The sequence below is a fragment of the Streptococcus sp. HMSC064D12 genome (genome assembly GCF_001837205.1).
Classification (GTDB): domain Bacteria; phylum Bacillota; class Bacilli; order Lactobacillales; family Streptococcaceae; genus Streptococcus; species Streptococcus salivarius_D.
On record NZ_KV831722.1, the window covers coordinates 107,046 to 122,313 of the forward strand.

A 15,268-nucleotide genomic window follows, 5' to 3' on the forward strand; every position below is an offset into this window, starting at 1 on the left:
TTTCTCTTAATAGAAAGGAATTTGATATGCTTATTCGACATGCCCGAAAGGATGATTGGGCTGATGTTGTTCGTATCGAACAAGAAAATTTTTCGCCTGAAGAGGCTGCAACTCCAGAGGCTATTGCAGAGCGTTTAGAGACGATTTGTGATACCTTTCTAATTGCTGAAATTGATGGCGTTGTAGTTGGTTACATCGAAGGACCTGTGATTGCGGAACGTTATCTCACAGATGACCTGTTCCATAAGGTGGCTCCTAATGCTAGTCAAGGAGGTTTTATTGCAGTTACTAGTTTGTCTATCTCCAAAGATTTTAAAGGGCAAGGTATTGGAACAGCCTTGATTGCAGCGCTTAAAGATCTGGCTATTGCTCAAAAACGCCAAGGTATTAGCTTGACTTGTCATGATTACTTGATTGCCTACTATGAGATGAATGGTTTTACTGATGAGGGAGAATCAGAATCAAAGCATGGTGGAAGCTCTTGGTATAATATGGTCTGGGAGAACCCAGAAACCCATTGATTTCAGTGTTACGTTACTGTGACAAAGGACCAATTGATTTGCATTAACTGACTTTTTAAGATATAATGGCGTTTGTTACTATAGAGGAGGTATGCCTTGACGGACAAGTTTAATGAACACTCGGAAGCTTCTGAAGATAGCCTAAGCTTCAAAGATCAGATTCTCCGAGACTTACAAGAAGCGACACGGCTCCGTTCTCTTCGTGAGGAGGAGCATAATAAAAGTGCAACTATGCCCGAGACACCACTTTCAACGTCAGCTGAGAGCGCTACAACTCGTAGTGATTCAGCGTCTAATAAAGTAAGTAACCAAGATTTTAGTTCACATTCTGTTTCACACAGTGCCTTTGCTAAATCTATGACTTCTGAGACAGCCCAAGATTCTCAACAAGATAGTCTTGGCTTGTTTTCAGATTCTCAAGAGGAGTCTTTAGTATCTGATGCTCATTCAAACCTAGCGTCTATTCCTAAAGAGCCAATTGAGGAGGAGACAAAGGTAAATATTCCTCAGGAGACTGAAACGTCGAAACGTCGTTTTAAACGTCCAGTTTGGGAAACTAGCCTTAACGAAGCATCTGAAGAGGAGTATATTCCTGCAGATGTTGCCAAGGAGCTCATTGAAGCTAAGTCTAACGAAGCTATTTATACAGATCCTAAAGAATTGGAGGCCAAATTGACCTCAGAACGTCAAAAAGAAGCATTCTTGCAGGAACATCATGCAACAAGTGACCAAGCGTCGCAAGAAAAGGTTCAATCAGAGCTAGTAGCTGATGGTAATGAGGATGATGAGAGTATTTCTCTAGAACCCTCTGGAAAACCTAAGAAAAAGAAAGGCAAGAAAGTGAAGAAGAAAAAGTCTTCGCCAAAAGATGGTAAACAGGCTGACATTGTCGACGAAGAGCCGATTTTACGTTCTAACCGAAATCACAAACGCAATAAAAATAACCGTCGTGCTGGTAAAATTGCAAGAAACATTATCATCTTCTTGCTACTTATCTTGTCAGTAGCTACATTCTTTGGTTATCGCTATGTTAGTGATGCTGTTGGCGCAAAAGATGTTAATTCAACTAAGTTTGTTAGTGTTGAAATTCCTGAAAATTCAGGTAGCAGTTATATCGGCCAACTCTTGGAATCAGCTGGTGTTATTAAGTCTGGTAAGGTCTTTAATTACTATACCAAGTTTAAAAACATCTCAAATCTGAAAAGTGGTTACTACAACCTTCAGGCTAGCATGACCATGGATGAAATTATTGAGGCACTTCAGAAAAAAGGAAGTGATAAACCTCAGGAGCCATCTCTTGGTACGGTCTTAGTCAAAGAAGGATATACCATTGATCAAATTGCCAAGGCAGTTGAAGTTAATTCTTCAGCTAAAAAAGGCAAAAAATCATCAACTGGACTTAAGGCGAAAGATTTCTTGAAATTGATGAAGGATGATGCTTTCATTACAAAGATGAAAGCGAAGTACCCAACCTTGTTGGCAAACCTTCCAAATTCTACGGATGCTAAGTATGTCCTAGAGGGTTATCTGTTCCCAGCGACTTATAACATTCATGATGATACGACGGTGGAGTCTTTGGCAGAGGAAATGTTGTCAACGATGGATACCTACCTATCACCTTACTATGCGACGATTTCATCTAGTGGACACAATGTTAATGAGATTTTGACCCTAGCTTCTCTTGTTGAAAAAGAAGGAGCTACAGATGACGACCGTAAAAATATTGCTAGCGTCTTCTATAATCGTCTAAACTCAGACATGGCTCTACAAAGTAATATCGCAGTTCTTTATGCTCTTGGAAAACTAGGTCAGGAAACGACCTTGAAAGAAGATGCAACTATTGACACAAACATTGACTCCCCTTATAATGATTATGTTCATAAGGGGTTGATACCAGGTCCTGTGGATAGTCCTAGTCTGTCTGCGATTGAAGCGGTTATCAATCCATCATCTACCAAGTACATGTACTTTGTGGCAGATGTAACCACTGGTAATGTCTATTTTGCTGAAAGCTATGAAGAGCATCAGCATAACGTTGAAACTTACATTAACAGTAAACTAAAAGATAAATAGTCTGATTGGTTCATTAAAATCAAGCAAACGAATAGTGGTTTTGATGATACAGCCAACGGCTCAAAAAATAGAAAAGAGAAAAAAATGGCAGAAAAAACATATGTAATGACACAAGCAGAGAAAGAACAACTTGAAGCGGAATTGGAGGAGTACAAACTCGTCCGTCGTCCAGAAGTTGTAGAACGTATTAAGATTGCACGTTCTTATGGTGACCTTTCAGAAAACTCTGAGTATGAAGCAGCCAAAGACGAGCAAGCCTTTGTTGAAGGACAAATTCAGATTCTTGAAACAAAAATTCGTTATGCAGAAATCGTTGATAGTGATGCTGTTGCTAATGACGAGGTTGCAATTGGTAAAACAGTTGTTGTTCAAGAAGTTGGTACAAACGACAAAGATACTTATCATATCGTTGGTGCAGCCGGTGCTGATATCTTCTCAGGTAAAATTTCAAATGAAAGCCCAATTGCTCAAGCCTTGATTGGTAAGAAAGTTGGCGACAAAGTCGCTATCGAATCACCAGCAGGTAGCTACTCTGTAGAAATCCTTAGTGTAGAAAAAACAGCCTAAGTGACTGTTGGCATTAAGGTGTCCAATATTTGAAACTAGTGGGAGTGAGACAAAACAGTTGTTCTGTCTCACTCCCTTTTTGCTTACCGGCGCTATTAGGAGTTAGGCTGGTCTGAATTAATCTATAAGAAAAGCACTCTTGGCATTTGCCAAGAGTGCTTTGTAGCTTATTTACGATTTTGCTTACCGGCATTACGGTTTTTCTTTGGTTTACTTGCAATTGCTTGAGTATTTTTTGGTGTTACATCTTTACGCTTGATTGGTGTAGTACGAGGTGCTTTTGGAGGGTTCTTTTTGAACTCTTCAGCAACTTTTTCTTTCAAGCGAGGTTTGATGATGTAGTTGGTAATCAACTGTTGGATAATAGAGAAGATACCACCAACGAACCAGTAGAGGATTACGGCTGCAGGTGAGCTAATACCAAAGAAAATCATCATGATTGGCATACTGTACATCGTCGCTGCCATTTGTTTACGTTGCTCTTCAGGAACTTGTTGAATAGACAACCAAGATTGGAAGTAGTAAAGAGCTGCGATGATGATAATCAATGGGAAGTCACGGTGACCAAGGTTAAACCAGAGGAAGTTATCTTGGAGTACACCAGGAGTGTAACGTGCTGCGTAGTAGAGTGCTGAGAAGAATGGGAACTGAATCAATAGAGGAAGACAGCCGACACCACCCATCAAGCTTAGACCGTTTTCACGCTGAGCTTGCATGAGTTCAGACTGGGCAGCCATTTTTTCCTCTTGAGTTTCGGCGTTACGCAAACGTTCGTTGATTGGTTCCAAGATAGGCGCAAGGTACTCACGTTTTGCTGATTGGTAGGCTGCGCTACGAGATTGGTGAAGACCAAGTGGCAAGATAATCAAACGAACAATGATGGTAACAAAGATAATACCAAGACCAAAGCCGAGACCAAGATTATCAGCGAAGTAGGTGATGACGTGGCTCATAGGGCGACCAAGGAGGTTCCAGACCCAACCAGTAGGATTACCAGACTTATCAAGGCTCACACATCCTGATAGGAAGAAAAGCATGCTGGCAGCAAGCCCCATCAGGGCTAGACGTTTTTGATTTTTATTCACAATATCATTCCTTTTGTTTTTTAGTTATACTTGTCTATTTTACCTTTTTTTAAGAAAGAGAACAAGCTAAAAACGGTGGCTTCCTCTTAATTAGCCATCCGAAAATCGCTGTAATTTGAGAAGTTTGCCATGGTCACATCGACATAGGTTACTTTAGACCATTTTGAAGGTCCTTTTCGAACTTCTTGAATAAATTTAGCTAACTTAGCAGGATTGTCTGACTGAGCTAGGATTTCAACAGTTCCGTCGTCATTATTCCAAACCCGACCGTATATATCTCCAATATCTAGTGCTAGAGCATAGGTTGAATAACGAAAACCAACACCTTGGACTCTTCCTGAGACTAATAATCGTACTTTTTGCATGATCCACGACCTCCTTTTGAAAGCTCTTTCTTTTAGTATAATCCTTGCTATAAAGTCGGTCAAGTCCAAGATTTATCAAGGAATTTCTGCTATAATGAGTGTATGGAAATCATTCAATCAAAGCAAAATGCTAGCATTAAGTCTGCTAGAAAATTATTGCAGCGCAAGCACCGTAAAACTAGTTATCTTTTAGAAGGATGGCATCTTTTTGAGGAAGCAAAGGCAAGTGGTGCTGAGATTCTTCAAGTTTTCGTGCTTGAGGAAATGGCTGATTGTGTGGCTAATATGGCTAAGGTGAAGTTGGTTAGTCCAGAGGTGCTCAAGGAGCTCTGTGAAACTCAGACCCCCCAAGGGATTGTGGCAGAAGTTGCTAAACAATCTCAAGCCTTGCCAGAGTCTCTCTCAGGTAAGTACCTTCTCTTGGAGGATGTTCAGGATCCTGGCAATGTAGGAACAATGATTCGCACAGCGGATGCCGCAGGTTACGATGGAGTTTTTTTGTCAGACAGATCAGCTGATATTTATAATCAGAAGACCTTGCGTTCTATGCAGGGAAGTCATTTCCATCTTCCAATCTATCGTGGACCTATTCTTGACATGGTTGAGGCTTGCAGAAAGCAAGGGGTACCCGTCTTGGCAACGACTCTCTCAGATGTCTCGGTTGACTATAAAGCAGTTAAGACAGATGGTAATTTTGCCTTAGTGATGGGAAATGAAGGTCAAGGAATTAGTCAGGAAATGGCTGAGTCTGCTGATCAACTTGTACATATTAGCATGCCAGGTCAGGCGGAGAGTCTGAATGTTGCTGTGGCAGCAGGAATTCTCATGTTTAGTCTCTAGGTCTCAAGGATGATTTTAGGAGAAAACAACTGACTTTTAAAGTAATTTTAAGCACTAGTGGTATAATGAAGAAGCATTAGAAACATTAATGAGGTATTATTATGAAACGACCAGAAGATGATAAAGAATTCATGGAAGTTGTGGGACATTTGATTTCACACCCACGTTTTCAAAAATTGGATGGGATTGTACAACACCATCATTCGACACGTTTAGAACACTCGGTTAATGTTAGTTACACCAGCTATAAGATTGCTAAAAAATTTGGCTGGGATGCCAAGAGTACTGCTCGAGGCGGTCTCTTACATGACTTTTTCTATTATGATTGGCGAGTGACTAAATTTAATAAGAGTCATGCTTGGGTACACCCACGTATTGCTGTTCGTAATGCTAGAAAGCTTGTTAATCTAAATAAAAAAGAAGAGGATATTATCCTCAAGCATATGTGGGGAGCAACGATTGCACCGCCGAAGTATAAGGAATCTTATATTGTTACTATGGTGGATAAGTATTGGGCGGTTAAAGAAGCGGCGACACCCTTACGAAACCGAATTAAAAATCGTAAGTTTTTCCGTCGTAAGACCCTACAAAGCCACCACCAATAATTCATTATTTTTAGGAGATAACTATGGAATCAAATGCAATTTATACGACTAGTGATGCGGGCTTAAGCCGCTTTTTCGGAAAGATTTATGGCCTTGTTGGTATGGGAGTGGGACTTTCAGCAGTCATTTCTTATCTGATGCTCTTCCCTCTCTCGCATGTTTTTGTCAATATTCTCATGAATTATTCTTGGGTTTACATGGCAGCCCTCTTTTTAGAGTTTGGTTTGGTCTTTTTGGCTAGCGGTGCTGCACGAAGAAATACACCTGCAGCCCTACCTTTATTTTTGGTTTATTCCGCTTTGAATGGATTTACACTTAGTTTTATCATCGTTCAATACACGCAAGCTATAGTTTTTCAAGCTTTCCTTAGCACTGCCATTGTTTTCTTTATCATGGCCCTTATCGGAGTTAGTATTAAGCGAGATCTATCAGGCATGGCTAAGTTCCTTATGGCAGCCTTGATTGGGATTATTGTGGCTAGCTTGATTAATATTTTCTTTGCAAGTAGCATGATGAGTTTTGTGATTAGTATTGTATCAATTCTTATTTTCTCTGGTTTAATTGCCTATGATAACCAGATGATTAAAAAGGTTTACTACGGTACCAATGGTCAGGTCACAGATGGATGGGCAGTTTCTATGGCACTTAGTCTTTACTTGGATTTCATTAACTTATTCTTGAATATCTTGCGACTCTTTGCTAGACGTAATTAGTAAAAAGAATCAGCCACCTGGCTGATTTTTTAATGTCTAATAGTTTTTTGTAAGTGTCCCTTGCTGGCCTGTGTAAGCGTAGAAGAGTGGGTAGTATTCCCATTTTCCGACATAGCTATCTTTATCTGGGAAGGCCCACTTGTCGTCTTTTTTAGTAAGTTCGACTGAGTAATTATCAAAGATATTTGTTCCTTCTGTCTTTGGTGCTGATGGGCTTACTTCTTTGATTGAATTCGGTAGGTAAGTTTCCATGTAGTATTGTCTTGTTAGTTGATCGACATTTCCAGCGTTGGCACCATTGCTTTGTAGGTAGTTTTTAAGGTCATCTGTGAGATTTGGGTGATTAGCACCATAGGCATCGTCTGCAGCTTTCATACTGATAGTTGACATGCTGACATTGAATTCTGCCTTATCTTTAGCGACAATAATGTTATCAACAGTATAGCTACCGCGTTCACGGTTAGCAGTTTGGACCCAACCAAAAACTTTTGGAATTTCATCACCGGTTGGTTTGATATGATCAGTATCATCATAGCTGTATTGAAGGCTATCTGAGAAATATTGGTTAAGTTCGCCCTTGGCTTTGTCCAAGTCGTTAGAAACAAATTTACTGTAGTCTTTGCTTTCACCACCTAGAAGAACTGCATTGAAATAAGCATCAACAGCCTTTTTAACATTGGTAGTTGTTTTACCATCGAAATCTTTTAGGCTAGTAGAAACTGTTTGTCCCTCTGTTTTCTCATCTTTTGATTCAAAATAGAGTTTATAGCTTTCGTCGTTGTTAACTTCGAAAAAGAGTGAGACAGTCTTGTAGTCGTCAGCTTCAAGCTTTCCAAAGTCATCTGTAGCGTCCTCTACGTTCTTATTTTTATTGAAGAGAGTAGGTAGGTCGCCCTTGTCGAGCTTGCTTGCTGTGACTTTTTTACCATCTTTATCTTTGAGGTAGAATTGTTTAGCAGATGTTTTAAGCTCATTTTCCATATCTTCCGAAGTATTCTCGAGTTTGAATGAAACTTCGACTAGGGTTTGGTCATCCTTGAGCTTGAGGTCGCTTCCTGACATATAGACAATATCGTTAACAGAAAGCTTGGCATCAAGTTTTGGCTTGGCACATGCTGAGAGCGTTAAGATGGCTGCTAGAGCAAGAGCCCCAGAGTAAAGATATTTTTTCATAAATAATCCCCCATTATTTTATTAGGTTGTAGGTCTATTGTATCATGAAATATGCCTTGAGATTATTAGAAAATTGGGTTTCAAGCCTTTTCTTATGCTATAATAGGATTACTATTGTAAAAAAATGGAGAATCAAATGACAAAAACACCTTTTATTACGGCTGATAAACTTGAACAAATCACTGCAGAATTTCCAACACCTTTCCATCTTTACGATGAAAAAGGTATTCGTGAAACAGCGCGTGCAGTTAATGCAGCCTTTTCGTGGAATCCAGGTTTTAAAGAATTCTTTGCTGTAAAAGCTACACCTAATCCAGCAATCCTCAAAATCTTGAAGGAAGAAGGGTGTGGTGTCGATTGTGCGACCGATACAGAGCTTGTCATGAGTAAGAAAATTGGTTTTGATAGTAGCGCCATTAGCTTTACATCTAATGATACACGTGCAGAAGAGTTTGTTTACGCGCGTGATATTAATGCGACAATTAACCTTGATGCTTACGAAGATATCTTTTTCTTGGAAGAGGCTGCAGGGCTTCCTGAAACCCTTTCTTTGCGCTTTAACCCAGGGGGCGTCTTCTCTCTTGGTACTGATATCATGGATCATCCTGAAGAATCAAAATTTGGGATGACTAAGGAACAGCTCTTCAAAGGTTATGCCTACCTTAAAGAAAAAGGAGTGAAATCATTCGGTTTGCATGCTTTCTTAGCGTCAAATACAGTAACGAATGAGTATTACCCAACCTTGGCTGCTCAACTGTTTGAATTGGCGGTAGAAATCAAGAATGAACTTGGTGTTAGTCTTGACTTTATCAACTTATCAGGTGGTGTTGGAGTGGACTACACACCAGCCAATAAACAAAATGATATTGCCGTTATCGGTGAAGGCGTTCATGCTAAATTTGATGAAATCCTTGTTCCGAATGGTCTTGGACACATCAGTATTTACACTGAGCTTGGGCGTTTCATGACAGCACCTCATGGCCTTGTCGTTACTAAGGTTCTTCATATTAAGGACACTTATCGTCGCTATGTTGGTGTAGATGCTTCTGCGGTTAACTTGCTCCGTCCAGCTATGTACGATGCCTACCACCACATCACGAATATGACTAATCCAGATGGTGACATTCAAGTAGTTGATGTGACAGGTTCGCTTTGTGAAAATAATGATAAGTTTGCTAAGAACCGTGAATTGCCAGAAGCTCGTATTGGAGATACATTGGTTATCCACGACACAGGTGCTCATGGTTTCTCAATGGGTTACAACTATAATGGACGCCTTCGTTCTGCAGAAATTCTCTACCAAGAAGATGGCACAGCTCGTATGATTCGCCGTGCAGAGACGATGAATGATTACTTTGCCACTCTTGATGGTTTTGATTTTGACATTTAACAAAAAATAAGCTAGGCCTTAAAGGCTCTAGCTTATTTTACTTTAATGATGACAGCTTCAAGAATGATATCGGCTAATTCCTCAGGGGATTCGATACAGCCTTCTTTGAGCCAGATTGTCAAAATGGTAACAATAGTGCTAACATAAACTTCCAATGAATATTTGGCAGGGATATGATAGCTTTGTTCCATGAGCTCTGTAACATTTTCAATATCAGAGTTAAGGATAGTCTCGATAATGAATTCACGAATCATCTCATTGATGTTTGGAATGTGTGTCATCAAGGTGAGACAGAGTTTTTGATTTTCCTTAAGATATCGTAGCATTTCAGTGACAACACCTTCTTGGTAGGTCATGTCTTCCTGAAGAATACTTGAGATTTTATCTAAAATCTTTGAGAAGGTTGTTTCAACCAAATCTTCCTTATTTGAATAGTAGTAGTAGAAGGTCGGTCTGCTGAGATTTGCCTTCTTGATGATATCTGTGATGCTGATTTGTTCGAGTGAACTCTCCTCTAAGAGTTCAATAAATGCGTTGACAATTTTTCGTTCGGAAATAGTTGCTTCCTTGAGCATAAATAAACCCCTTTATATAAACATAATAATAATTCCACAACTTATATAATAACCTATTTTTTTTCTAGAAATCTTACAAGTCCTTTACAGTTGTAAGTGAAAAATACTGAAACTCTCATTTTATCAGTATTTTAAACGAAAAAACTATTTTTCTAGACGTTTTTAAGAATCAACGTCTTATTTGTCAGTAGGGGCCATTTTTGCTATAATATAAGGTAAATCAACATTATAGGAGAAATGAATTTATGAACACCGTCCTTTGGATTATTCTTGTTTTTGTAGCCCTTTTGGGTGGTTTTTATGGAGGCGCATACTTTGCCCGCAAACAAATGGAGAAAGAATTGGCTGAAAATCCTCGTTTGAATGTGGACGCTGTTCGTACCATGATGTCAGCTGCGGGTCAAAAACCAAATGAAGCAAAAGTGCGTCAAACATATAACCAAATTATCAAACAACAAAAACAAGCACTTGCAGATAGCAAGAAAAAGAAAAAATAATGGTGGGGAGCTGGGACGTGAATCTCAGCTTTTTACATGTAACCTAGGGGATAAGGAGGCAAGATGGATAATCGACCTATAGGATTTTTAGATTCTGGTGTCGGAGGACTGACGGTAGTACGTGAACTTAAACGTCAGTTGCCTCACGAGTCTATTGTTTATATTGGTGACTCTGCTAGGGCACCGTATGGTCCTAGACCGGCAGAACAAATCAGACAGTATACCTGGCAGTTGGTTAAATTCCTTCTGACCAAAGATGTAAAGATGATTGTTATTGCCTGTAATACGGCAACAGCAGTAGTTTGGGAGGAAATCAAAGGAGCCTTGGATATCCCAGTGCTAGGTGTGGTTTTGCCTGGTTCTAGTGCGGCTATTAAGTCTAGCCAATCGGGTCATATTGGTGTCATTGGGACTCCAATGACGATTGCCTCTAACATCTATGAACAAAAAATTAAGCATTTGGCACCACAAATGAATGTCTTGAGTTTATCTTGTCCTCGCTTTGCCCCTATTGTTGAATCCAATGAAATTAACTCAAGTGTGGCTAAAAAAATTGTTTATGAAAGCATGGCACCTTTAGTCGGTAAGGTAGATACCTTGGTTTTGGGTTGCACCCATTACCCACTTTTACGTCCCATCATCCAAAATGTTATGGGGCCAAGTGTCAAGCTAATTGATAGCGGAGCGGAAACAGTTCGTGATGTTTCTGTTTTGCTCAATTATTTTGAGATTAATCGTAGCCGTGAAGTCGAAGACAAGACGGAAGAATATTACACCACGGCTAGTGTGCTTGGTTTTAAAGAAATCGCAGAACAATGGCTAGGTGAAGAAGTTGCTGTCCAACATGTCGATTTGGACAAGGAGTTAGAAAATGACTAAATCAATTTTTGAATATAAAGACGAACAAGACTGGTATTTGGCTAGTTTTGGAAACTACAATCACTTGACTTGTTTTGGTGGTGATGAGGCCTATGAGCAATTTGTTGACTTTTTCCAAGCTTTGACTAACGTTTTGGCTGTTAGTGGCTTTCAGTTACATATTGCGAAACATTCTTCAGACCTTCGCTTGGTATCCTTTATTTTGGATTGCTTGAAAGAGGAAACTGGTCGTGACCTAGCTGTTACGCAACATCAAGGGGCTTTGGTAGTTAGTGAAGGAGATAAGCTTGTCTATGTACATGTGCCTAGAGAAGGTGTCGCCTTGAGCGATTTCTTTGGTTCTGATAACAAATCAGACTTTGGTGATGTCCTATTGATTGCGACACGCAATGAAGGAAAAACCAAGGAATTTCGTAAACTATTTGGAAAACTAGGTATTAAGGTAGAGAATCTTAATGATTATCCAGACCTTCCTGAAGTTGCTGAAACGGGTATGACCTTTGAAGAAAATGCACGCTTGAAGGCGGAAACCATTTCTGAATTAACTGGTAAAATGGTCCTTTCAGATGACTCTGGTTTGCAGGTAGATGTTCTTGGAGGTTTACCAGGAGTTTGGTCTGCTCGCTTTGCTGGTCCTGATGCTACGGATGATGAAAATAATGCTAAATTATTACACGAGCTGGCTATGGTGCTTGATGATAGCAAACGTACTGCGAACTTCCATACAACCCTAGTTGTTGCAGCCCCTGGACGTGATAGTTTGGTTGTTGATGCCGACTGGAAGGGTTATATTGGCCGAGAACCGAAAGGTGACAATGGTTTTGGTTATGATCCACTCTTTTTAGTTGGTAATACGGGTAAAACGGCAGCAGAGCTTTCTGCAGAAGAGAAAAATGAACAATCTCACCGTGGACAAGCTGTTAAGAAACTTATGGAGGTCTTCCCAGCATGGCAGAACAAACAATAATCGTAATGAGCGACTCCCATGGAGAACGTGACATTGTAGTAGATATAAAAAATCGTTATCAGGGGAAGGTAGATGCTATTTTCCATAACGGAGATTCTGAGTTAGAATCAAGTGATCCTGTCTGGGAAGGTATCCATGTGGTTCGTGGCAACTGTGATTATGATTCAGGTTATCCAGAACGTTTGGTCGTAAAACTTGGTGATGTGATTATTGCACAAACACATGGTCATCTTTATGGCATTAATTTTACCTGGGACAAGTTAGATCTTTGGGCGCAACAAGAGGATGCAGATATTTGCCTCTATGGCCACTTGCATGCGGCAGCAGCTTGGCGAAATGGTAAGACAGTGTTTATCAACCCAGGATCTGTTTCACAGCCACGTGGACCTATCCATGAGAAACTTTATGCTAAGGTGATTATAAACAGTTCAAAAATTCGTGTAGAATATTACACACGTGACCATGAACTTTATTCAGAACTTACACAGGAATTTGAACGATGATTGCTAAAGAATTTGAAGATTTTTTGTTGGCTCATTTAGATAATTATTTAATTCCATCAGATCAGGTTGCTATTTTTATTGATAGTCACAACGCTGATCATGTGGTCTTGCTTTTGACAAGCAATGGTTATTCGCGCGTTCCCGTTTTGACTAAGGATAAGCACTATCTTGGGACCATATCTTTGACAGATATTAAGCGTTATCAAGATGAACATAACTTGCAAGAGTGGGAGATGGTTAACCGTGATATCGGACCGATGACATCAGATGTCGTGGAAACAGTGGAAGATAATGCCAATCTAAATGAGGTAATGCATAAGCTAGTTAATAATCCTTTCCTTCCTGTGGTTGACAGCCAAGGTATTTTCAAAGGAATTATCACACGAAAATCGATTCTAAAGGCGGTTAATAGCCTCTTACATGACTTTACACATGACTATATCATCATTCCAAAAACAACTGACAACTCAGATCACTGATTTTCTGGCTACTAAGGTCATTTCGGAGAGTTCAAAGCAAGCTTATGCTTATGATCTTAAGCAGTTTGCAACGTCGATTTCAGGACAAATTGATCAAACCAGTCTCAAGCTCTATGAAAACCAACTGAAGGAATGGAAGCCATCCGTACAAAAGCGTAAGCGCTCTGCGGTCAATCAATTTTTGCTATACCTCTATCAAAAGGGTGAATTAGAGAAATTTTTCAAACTATCAGAGACGGTTACAATACCTTCTCAGGAGGATAAGTTGCGAATACTGGATTTTTCATCGCTTTATGAGGGGCGTGAAGGGGTTGGTAAGCTGGCTTGTCTGCTGATTCTAGAGTTGGGACTCTTACCTTCAGAGATTTTGGAGTTGGACTGGGCCGATATTGACTTGGATTTTGGTGTTGTAACTGTGGCCAAGGGAAGCACTAAGCGTGTTCTCAGACTTGAAGCAGATGTGAAGCAGTATTTGTTGGCTATTAAAGATGTCAACAGCCAGGGCTTGCTTTTGGGTAAGCTCTATACTCGACAATGGCTGTATAAGCAAATCCAAACTTATGTTAGTGACTGTGGTTTATCGAATGTAACCGCTCAAGTCTTGCGTCAGCAATTTATTCTTAGACAGATTGAAAAGGGAACGGGCGCCTTTGAACTTGCTCGTTTACTGGGACTAAAAAGTCCAGTGACCTTGGAGAAATACTATAAAACCTAATGGATATTAAGTTAAAAGATTTTGAGGGGCCACTGGATTTGTTGCTCCACCTGGTTTCTAAGTATGAGGTAGACATTTACGATGTTCCCATTGTTGAGGTTATCGAGCAATACTTGGCTTATTTGGCAACCTTGCAAGCCATGAAGCTTGAAGTTGCTGGGGAATATATGCTTATGGCTAGTCAGCTCATGCTGATTAAGAGTCGTAAGCTTCTGCCCACAGTGGTGGAAGCTGAGCCTGAAGCAGATGATCCAGAACTAGAGCTCTTGAGTCAATTGGAAGAATATGCACGCTTTAAAGCAGCTAGTCAAGAGTTGGCTAAGCAGCATGAGGTACGAGCTCAGTATTTTTCAAAACCAAAAGTTGAATTGGTTTATGAAGATGTGACGCTGAATCAGGATAAGACCATTCAAGACATTTTCTTGGCTTTTTCAAAAATCATGGCTGAAAAGCAGGAAGAAATTCGCCGAAATCACACGACTATTGCGCGTGACGATTATAAAATTGAAGACATGATGCTGATTATTGAGGAAGCATTCGGCTTAAAAAATGAGCTGTATCTGGATGAACTTTTCACAGATGCCAAAGATATGAATCAAGTAATCACCCTCTTTTTGGCAACTCTTGAATTGATTAAGGTACATCGCATATCAGTACAGCAGGAAACAATTTTTGGTACAATCACACTAAGAAAGGAATGGACGAATGAGTAGTCACTTAGCACGATTAGAAGCTTTACTTTTTGTGGCTGGTGAAGATGGTCTTAGTCTACGTACTATGGCGCAGCTTTTGGAAATGCCAGTGACGGGTCTGACTCAGTCCTTGGAGAAATTGCAAGCCAAGTACGCGGCAGATGAGGATTCAGCTCTTTGTTTATTGGAATCGTCAAATACCTATAAGCTGGTGACTAAGCCAGATTTTGCAAGTCTCCTTCGTAACTATTCTAAAACGCCAATCAACCAGAGTCTATCACGAGCGAGTCTCGAGGTCCTCTCTATAGTTGCTTATAAACAGCCTATTACACGTGCTGAAGTCGATGACATTAGAGGTGTTAATTCTAGTGGTGCTATTGCTAAACTTCAGGCCTTTGATCTCATTCAAGAGGCTGGTAAAAAAGATGCTGTCGGTCGTCCTAACCTATATGCGACTACTGATTATTTCCTAGACTTTATGGGGATTAATAGTTTAGAGGAACTTGTTGCTATTGATCAACTAGAACTTGAAGAGCAAGAAACGAGTCTCTTTAGGGAAGATGCTCCAGAGGAGCTTGAGGACTTGGACAATTAAGAGTAAACCTTGTTGAAACTAATCATTAAAAATA

The 15,268-nt window shown here is 40.0% G+C and carries 19 protein-coding genes; 15 read left to right on the plus strand and 4 right to left on the minus strand.

Features of this window, described 5'->3' with window-relative positions; translation table 11 throughout:
- Positions 1 to 26 precede the first annotated feature (26 nt).
- The 3 genes from HMPREF2697_RS01345 to greA all read left to right on the plus strand — a co-directional run bounded on the left by HMPREF2697_RS01345 (position 27) and on the right by greA (position 3,161).
- Positions 27 to 521, plus strand: a complete 495-nt coding sequence (locus HMPREF2697_RS01345; protein WP_013990021.1) for a GNAT family N-acetyltransferase — start codon at positions 27 to 29, stop codon at positions 519 to 521.
- Between the two features lie 96 nt (positions 522 to 617).
- The gene (gene mltG / locus HMPREF2697_RS01350; RefSeq protein WP_049553984.1) at positions 618 to 2,594 is read left to right on the plus strand and encodes an endolytic transglycosylase MltG; all 1,977 of its coding nucleotides are present in this window, start codon (positions 618 to 620) and stop codon (positions 2,592 to 2,594) included.
- A gap of 84 nt (positions 2,595 to 2,678) precedes the next feature.
- Complete coding sequence (greA, locus tag HMPREF2697_RS01355; RefSeq protein WP_002883697.1) at positions 2,679 to 3,161, plus strand: transcription elongation factor GreA; 483 nt, start codon at positions 2,679 to 2,681, stop codon at positions 3,159 to 3,161.
- 167 nt (positions 3,162 to 3,328) lie between these two features.
- On the opposite strand, the gene yidC is transcribed toward greA, so the two are convergent.
- Both yidC and HMPREF2697_RS01365 read right to left on the minus strand, forming a co-directional pair.
- Entirely contained in the window at positions 3,329 to 4,246 is a 918-nt protein-coding gene (yidC, locus tag HMPREF2697_RS01360) for a membrane protein insertase YidC (protein ID WP_002883649.1), read from the minus strand.
- Between the two features lie 86 nt (positions 4,247 to 4,332).
- Positions 4,333 to 4,611 (minus strand): acylphosphatase, encoded by a 279-nt coding sequence (locus HMPREF2697_RS01365; protein WP_013990023.1) that lies wholly within the window; start codon positions 4,609 to 4,611, stop codon positions 4,333 to 4,335.
- 102 nt (positions 4,612 to 4,713) lie between these two features.
- Here HMPREF2697_RS01365 and HMPREF2697_RS01370 point away from each other — a divergent pair, with 102 nt between their 5' ends.
- From HMPREF2697_RS01370 to HMPREF2697_RS01380, 3 genes are all read left to right on the plus strand, one after another.
- The gene (locus HMPREF2697_RS01370) at positions 4,714 to 5,451 is read left to right on the plus strand and encodes a TrmH family RNA methyltransferase (RefSeq protein WP_049553983.1); all 738 of its coding nucleotides are present in this window, start codon (positions 4,714 to 4,716) and stop codon (positions 5,449 to 5,451) included.
- A gap of 101 nt (positions 5,452 to 5,552) precedes the next feature.
- A complete protein-coding gene (locus HMPREF2697_RS01375; RefSeq protein ID WP_002883682.1) occupies positions 5,553 to 6,056 on the plus strand; it encodes an HD domain-containing protein in 504 nt (167 codons plus the stop codon).
- A 23-nt stretch (positions 6,057 to 6,079) separates the two neighbouring features.
- Positions 6,080 to 6,769 carry a Bax inhibitor-1/YccA family protein gene (locus tag HMPREF2697_RS01380; RefSeq protein ID WP_002886525.1) on the plus strand — a complete coding sequence of 230 codons (690 nt, stop codon included), beginning with the start codon at positions 6,080 to 6,082 and terminating at the stop codon, positions 6,767 to 6,769.
- Between the two features lie 36 nt (positions 6,770 to 6,805).
- Here the strand turns inward: HMPREF2697_RS01380 and HMPREF2697_RS01385 are convergent, their stop codons facing one another.
- The gene (locus HMPREF2697_RS01385; protein WP_013990025.1) at positions 6,806 to 7,942 is read right to left on the minus strand and encodes a DUF5105 domain-containing protein; all 1,137 of its coding nucleotides are present in this window, start codon (positions 7,940 to 7,942) and stop codon (positions 6,806 to 6,808) included.
- Positions 7,943 to 8,078: 136 nt separating this feature from the next.
- On the opposite strand from HMPREF2697_RS01385, the gene HMPREF2697_RS01390 reads away from it, so the two are divergent.
- Positions 8,079 to 9,332: a diaminopimelate decarboxylase gene (locus HMPREF2697_RS01390; protein ID WP_002886527.1), complete on the plus strand. Its 1,254-nt coding sequence runs from the start codon at positions 8,079 to 8,081 to the stop codon at positions 9,330 to 9,332.
- 32 nt (positions 9,333 to 9,364) lie between these two features.
- Here HMPREF2697_RS01390 and HMPREF2697_RS01395 read toward each other — a convergent pair whose 3' ends face one another.
- Positions 9,365 to 9,907 (minus strand): TetR/AcrR family transcriptional regulator, encoded by a 543-nt coding sequence (locus HMPREF2697_RS01395; protein ID WP_002886528.1) that lies wholly within the window; start codon positions 9,905 to 9,907, stop codon positions 9,365 to 9,367.
- A gap of 245 nt (positions 9,908 to 10,152) precedes the next feature.
- On the opposite strand from HMPREF2697_RS01395, the gene HMPREF2697_RS01400 reads away from it, so the two are divergent.
- The 8 genes from HMPREF2697_RS01400 to scpB all read left to right on the plus strand — a co-directional run bounded on the left by HMPREF2697_RS01400 (position 10,153) and on the right by scpB (position 15,234).
- Positions 10,153 to 10,404 carry a YneF family protein gene (locus HMPREF2697_RS01400; RefSeq protein ID WP_002883695.1) on the plus strand — a complete coding sequence of 84 codons (252 nt, stop codon included), beginning with the start codon at positions 10,153 to 10,155 and terminating at the stop codon, positions 10,402 to 10,404.
- A gap of 63 nt (positions 10,405 to 10,467) precedes the next feature.
- A complete protein-coding gene (gene racE / locus HMPREF2697_RS01405) occupies positions 10,468 to 11,283 on the plus strand; it encodes a glutamate racemase (protein WP_002883619.1) in 816 nt (271 codons plus the stop codon).
- Positions 11,276 to 12,250 (plus strand): nucleoside-triphosphate diphosphatase, encoded by a 975-nt coding sequence (locus HMPREF2697_RS01410; RefSeq protein WP_002886529.1) that lies wholly within the window; start codon positions 11,276 to 11,278, stop codon positions 12,248 to 12,250. The genes racE and HMPREF2697_RS01410 overlap by 8 nt, the downstream gene beginning before the upstream one ends.
- The gene (locus tag HMPREF2697_RS01415; RefSeq protein ID WP_002886530.1) at positions 12,232 to 12,753 is read left to right on the plus strand and encodes a metallophosphoesterase; all 522 of its coding nucleotides are present in this window, start codon (positions 12,232 to 12,234) and stop codon (positions 12,751 to 12,753) included. Before HMPREF2697_RS01410 ends, HMPREF2697_RS01415 begins: the two co-directional genes overlap by 19 nt.
- On the plus strand, positions 12,750 to 13,232 hold the full coding sequence (gene cbpB, locus HMPREF2697_RS01420) for a cyclic-di-AMP-binding protein CbpB (protein WP_002883680.1): 483 nt from the start codon (positions 12,750 to 12,752) through the stop codon (positions 13,230 to 13,232). Before HMPREF2697_RS01415 ends, cbpB begins: the two co-directional genes overlap by 4 nt.
- Complete coding sequence (gene xerD / locus HMPREF2697_RS01425; protein WP_070849302.1) at positions 13,186 to 13,947, plus strand: site-specific tyrosine recombinase XerD; 762 nt, start codon at positions 13,186 to 13,188, stop codon at positions 13,945 to 13,947. Before cbpB ends, xerD begins: the two co-directional genes overlap by 47 nt.
- Positions 13,947 to 14,660, plus strand: a complete 714-nt coding sequence (locus HMPREF2697_RS01430) for a segregation/condensation protein A (protein ID WP_070849305.1) — start codon at positions 13,947 to 13,949, stop codon at positions 14,658 to 14,660. Before xerD ends, HMPREF2697_RS01430 begins: the two co-directional genes overlap by 1 nt.
- Positions 14,653 to 15,234: an SMC-Scp complex subunit ScpB gene (scpB, locus tag HMPREF2697_RS01435; RefSeq protein WP_049553981.1), complete on the plus strand. Its 582-nt coding sequence runs from the start codon at positions 14,653 to 14,655 to the stop codon at positions 15,232 to 15,234. The genes HMPREF2697_RS01430 and scpB overlap by 8 nt, the downstream gene beginning before the upstream one ends.
- Positions 15,235 to 15,268 lie beyond the last annotated feature (34 nt).

What these genes read in the sequence shown, in the direction of transcription:
- HMPREF2697_RS01345 (WP_013990021.1), top strand. Translation starts at nt 27, where the DNA reads ATGCTTATTCGACATGCCCGAAAGGATGATTGGGCTGATGTTGTTCGT.
- greA (WP_002883697.1), top strand. Translation starts at nt 2,679, where the DNA reads ATGGCAGAAAAAACATATGTAATGACACAAGCAGAGAAAGAACAACTT.
- HMPREF2697_RS01365 (WP_013990023.1), bottom strand. Translation starts at nt 4,611, where the DNA reads ATGCAAAAAGTACGATTATTAGTCTCAGGAAGAGTCCAAGGTGTTGGT.
- HMPREF2697_RS01370 (WP_049553983.1), top strand. Translation starts at nt 4,714, where the DNA reads ATGGAAATCATTCAATCAAAGCAAAATGCTAGCATTAAGTCTGCTAGA.
- HMPREF2697_RS01375 (WP_002883682.1), top strand. Translation starts at nt 5,553, where the DNA reads ATGAAACGACCAGAAGATGATAAAGAATTCATGGAAGTTGTGGGACAT.
- HMPREF2697_RS01380 (WP_002886525.1), top strand. Translation starts at nt 6,080, where the DNA reads ATGGAATCAAATGCAATTTATACGACTAGTGATGCGGGCTTAAGCCGC.
- HMPREF2697_RS01385 (WP_013990025.1), bottom strand. Translation starts at nt 7,942, where the DNA reads ATGAAAAAATATCTTTACTCTGGGGCTCTTGCTCTAGCAGCCATCTTA.
- HMPREF2697_RS01390 (WP_002886527.1), top strand. Translation starts at nt 8,079, where the DNA reads ATGACAAAAACACCTTTTATTACGGCTGATAAACTTGAACAAATCACT.
- HMPREF2697_RS01395 (WP_002886528.1), bottom strand. Translation starts at nt 9,907, where the DNA reads ATGCTCAAGGAAGCAACTATTTCCGAACGAAAAATTGTCAACGCATTT.
- HMPREF2697_RS01400 (WP_002883695.1), top strand. Translation starts at nt 10,153, where the DNA reads ATGAACACCGTCCTTTGGATTATTCTTGTTTTTGTAGCCCTTTTGGGT.
- racE (WP_002883619.1), top strand. Translation starts at nt 10,468, where the DNA reads ATGGATAATCGACCTATAGGATTTTTAGATTCTGGTGTCGGAGGACTG.
- HMPREF2697_RS01410 (WP_002886529.1), top strand. Translation starts at nt 11,276, where the DNA reads ATGACTAAATCAATTTTTGAATATAAAGACGAACAAGACTGGTATTTG.
- HMPREF2697_RS01415 (WP_002886530.1), top strand. Translation starts at nt 12,232, where the DNA reads ATGGCAGAACAAACAATAATCGTAATGAGCGACTCCCATGGAGAACGT.
- cbpB (WP_002883680.1), top strand. Translation starts at nt 12,750, where the DNA reads ATGATTGCTAAAGAATTTGAAGATTTTTTGTTGGCTCATTTAGATAAT.
- xerD (WP_070849302.1), top strand. Translation starts at nt 13,186, where the DNA reads ATGACTATATCATCATTCCAAAAACAACTGACAACTCAGATCACTGAT.
- HMPREF2697_RS01430 (WP_070849305.1), top strand. Translation starts at nt 13,947, where the DNA reads ATGGATATTAAGTTAAAAGATTTTGAGGGGCCACTGGATTTGTTGCTC.
- scpB (WP_049553981.1), top strand. Translation starts at nt 14,653, where the DNA reads ATGAGTAGTCACTTAGCACGATTAGAAGCTTTACTTTTTGTGGCTGGT.